Annotated in this window: 3 protein-coding genes; 1 reads left to right on the top strand and 2 read right to left on the bottom strand. The window is 63.3% G+C overall.

Features of this window, described 5'->3' with window-relative positions; genetic code table 11:
• Window positions 1–85: 85 nt before the first annotated feature.
• Complete coding sequence (locus PHX69_RS15690) at window positions 86–1,663, top strand: GGDEF domain-containing protein (RefSeq protein WP_288045015.1); 1,578 nt, start codon at window positions 86–88, stop codon at window positions 1,661–1,663.
• 19 nt (window positions 1,664–1,682) lie between these two features.
• Here the strand turns inward: PHX69_RS15690 and PHX69_RS15685 are convergent, their stop codons facing one another.
• Together PHX69_RS15685 and PHX69_RS15680 are read right to left on the bottom strand one after the other, a co-directional pair.
• Window positions 1,683–3,254 (bottom strand): methyl-accepting chemotaxis protein, encoded by a 1,572-nt coding sequence (locus PHX69_RS15685; protein WP_288045013.1) that lies wholly within the window; start codon window positions 3,252–3,254, stop codon window positions 1,683–1,685.
• Between the two features lie 259 nt (window positions 3,255–3,513).
• On the bottom strand, window positions 3,514–3,752 hold a 239-nt coding region (locus tag PHX69_RS15680), incomplete at its 5' end, for a TolC family protein (protein WP_288045011.1).

Raw genomic sequence — 3,752 nt, 5'->3', positions numbered from 1 at the left:
GCCCGCGTGGGGCGGGGGGTTTTCATCGAAATGTCAGAATTCCGCCCTGCTGCACCATGGGGGCGTTACTCGGTCACTTTTTTTCATGTCTTCTGCTTCTTTGTTTCGGGTGGATTTGCGCCGCCTGATATTGCTTTTGGCCACCTTCAGCGCCATCGTCACCTTGGTTAACGGGTTTTATGCGAGCCACGCCGTCCAGCGCCAGCAACTGATAGACAGCGCCCTGGAGAGCAACCGTGCCTACGCGCAAAAGCTGGCCGATTCGGTAGATGACTTTCTGCGTGCAGCCCAGCAGCAACTGGCCTACAGCGCGGGCGTGGTGGGCCAGCGCTTTGACCAGGGGGGGGTGTTGCTGGCCGAAGTCGATCGTTTGCGCTTGCAAACGGACACCTTCAACTCCGTGGTCATGGTCGATGCCCAAGGCCGGGTGCGGGCCACTTCACCCGAGGCCCTGCAAATCCAGGGGCGGCGCCTGGATACGCCAGGTGCTGTCGAGGCCCTGCGTGAGAAGCGTGCGTTGGTCAGCGAGCCGTATGTTTCGGTAGCGGGCAATTTGCTGGTGTTTATCTCTCACCCGGTCACAGACCGTGCGGGCCGCTACCTGGGCTATGTGGGCGGCACCATTTACCTCAAACAAAAAAGCATCCTGCACAACTTGCTGGGCGCGCACTACCACAGCGATGGTTCTTACCTGTATGCCGTGGACCAGAGTCGGCGACTGATCTACCACCCGGACATCCACCGGGTGGGTGTGCAGATAGACAAAAACCTGGTCATTGATGCCGTTTTGCAGGGCAAAAGTGGTGCCATGCAGCTGAAAAACAGCCAGGACATCGACATGCTGGCCGGTTATGCCTATGTGCCTTCCACCGCCTGGGGCATCGTGGCCCAGCGGCCCACGCATGCCGCACTGGCAGCGTTGGACGACTTGATGCAAAGCGTGTTCTACAAAAGCCTGCCCCTGGTGGTGGTGCTGCTGGGCCTGGTGGGGTGGCTGTCGCGGCTGATTGCGCGCCCCTTGTGGCAGCTGGCCGATGGCGCGCGCTACATGGACAAATCGACCACCGCAGAGAGCATTCTCAAGATCCGATCCTGGTATTTTGAAACCTCGGAACTCAAGCGCGCCATGTTGGTGGGGGTGAACCTGCTGCACCAGAAAATCGGCAAGCTGCACCAGGATGTGCAAACCGATCCCCTGACGGGCCTGAGCAACCGGCGCGGCATGGAGCTGGCATTGTCGGTGTGGCAGGCGGCGCAAACCCCGGTGGCGGTGGTGGCGATGGACATTGACCATTTCAAGCGCGTCAACGACGGCCATGGCCACAGCGCCGGAGACCAGGTGCTCAAGCGCCTGGCCCAGTTGATGCGTGACAACTCACGCGGTGGTGATGTGCTGTGCCGTGTGGGCGGTGAAGAGTTTCTGATGCTGTTGCCAGAGGCCCGCCTGGAGGTGGCCGAGCAGGTGGCGCAGCGCCTGCGTGCGCAGGTGCAGAACACCGCCATGGCCCCTGTGGGGCATATCACTGTCTCTCTGGGGGTGGCCCACTGGCCACATCATGGCAGCGACATGGCGACGGTATTGAAAGCCGCTGATGCCGCGCTGTACGAGGCCAAGCATACGGGCCGCAACCGGGTGGTGGTAGCCCCCCGGGCCACTGACTGAGCGGCAGGCCCTGGCGCGCTCAGCCCGGCAGCGCAGGCTTGGCACGCGCGAGCTGGAACACTGCCACCGCGCGCACCAGCTCTTGCGCCTGCTGATTCAGACCTTGGGCCGACGCGGCCATTTCTTCGACCAGGGCGGCGTTTTGCTGGGTGGCCCGATCCATGTGCGTGACGGCTTCGCCCACCTGGGCCACGCCCTGCGACTGCTCCTGGCTGGCGCTGCTGATTCTGCCCATGATGTCGGTCACGCGGCGGATGGCGGACACCACATCGGTCATGGTTTCGCCCGCCTGGTCTGCCAGCGCAGAGCCATGCTCCACGCGTGCCACGCTGTCGCTGATGAGGTTTTTGATCTCGCGGGCTGCTGCGGCGCTGCGCCCGGCCAGGCTGCGCACTTCGGAAGCCACTACGGCAAAGCCACGGCCTTGTTCACCGGCACGCGCGGCTTCGACAGCAGCGTTGAGCGCCAGGATGTTGGTCTGAAAAGCGATGCCGTCAATCACGCCGATAATGTCGGCAATTTTGCGGCTGCTGGTGTTGATGCCCTGCATGGTGTCCACCACCTGCGTGACCACTTGGCCACCGTATTCGGCCACGCTGGATGCCTGCATGGCCAGCTGGTTGGCCTGGCGGGCGTTGTTGGCGTTCTGGCCCACGGTGTCGCCCAGCTCTTGCATGGAGGCGGCGGTTTGCTCCAGTGCGCTGGCCTGTTGCTCGGTGCGGCTGGAGAGGTCGCTGTTGCCCTGGGCAATTTCAGCGCTGGACAAGGCCACCGACTGGGCGCTGTCACGCACACCGCCCACCACGCTGGAGAGCGAGGTCTGCATGTCTTGCAGCGCCATGAGCAGTGGAGAAAACTCATCGCGCACCGGGTCGTTCAGCGCCACGGTGAGATCGCCATCGCGCACCCGCTCTGCCACTGTCTGGGCCGTGGCCACGCGCCGGCGCAAGGTGCCACCCAGGTGGTGGGTAAAAAAGACCAGCCCCGCCACGATGGCCAGCGCCAGTGCCATCAGCCATTGCAGGGTGCTTTGGGTGAGTTGGTGGATATCCGCAATGTCTTGCGACAAGGCCGTTTGCTGGTGCTCCAGTGTGTCGTGCAGCACGGTCAGCACCTGGTTGCGCACCGGAATGGTTTTGTCCACCAGGTAGGCAAATGCCGCGCCCGGGTCATCAGCACCCAGCAGCGCGATGTTGGCATCGCCATGTTGCCAGAACGCAGCCATGAGGGGCAGGAGCTGGGCAAGGCGCTTTTGGGCGGCAGGCGTTTGCAAGGATTTTGCGTAGGTGGCCATCAGCTCGGCTATCAGCTTGCGTTTGGCGCTGATGTCATCGAGTGCTGCCTGGCGTTCCTGGTGGTTGCGTGCCAGCATGGCGTGGCGCAGTTGCAGCGATACGCGGGTGACGCTCAGCTCCAGCAGCCCGATGTGGGAGAGCTGGGGCACGCGCATGTCTTCAGTGCGGTGCGCCAGTGTGCTGACTTGGTTGAGTTGGGTGTAGGCCACGCCAGCTAGGGCGGCCAGGGCGATAGACAGTGCCAGGGCCAGAAGGTACAGGCGGCCCGACAGGCCGCCCAGAAAAGTCGATTGCATGGAGGAAGAGGCTTTCTTGGAGCAGTGTGAGGGGCGTGGATGGGGTACATCCAGCCCAGGTTTCCCCAGTGTCGTGCGACGACTGCAAAGGCGCTGGCTTCCAGACCCCGCCAACGTGCGGCACAACCAAAAAAACTCCTTGCCCAGGCGGTGGCTTGGGCAAGGAGTGCGATGCGGCGCAGTGTGGTGAGGACGGGGGGCAAGCCGTCAAGTCAGGCGTGGCGCAACAGGGGCGCCCGCAGGGTGGTGGGCAAATGGGTTATTTGGCGAGCAGTGCGTCAATGGCCTGCACGTCGGCTTCTTGCAGGGTGCCAGCGGCCTGGCGCAGTTTGAGCGTGCCCAGCAGCACGTTGTAACGCGCCTGGGCCAGGTCGCGCTTGGTTTGGTAGAGCTGGCTTTGGGCGTTGAGCACATCGATGTTGATGCGCACGCCCACCTGGTAGCCCAGCTGGTTGGCTTCCAGCGCGCTCTGGCTGGAGGCTTCGGCGGCTTCCAGCG

The sequence above is a fragment of the Simplicispira sp. genome (assembly GCF_028687295.1).
Taxonomy (GTDB): domain Bacteria; phylum Pseudomonadota; class Gammaproteobacteria; order Burkholderiales; family Burkholderiaceae_C; genus Simplicispira; species Simplicispira metamorpha.
Note: the sequence above shows the minus strand (reverse complement) of the source record. Positions and strands in the feature narration are given on the sequence as shown.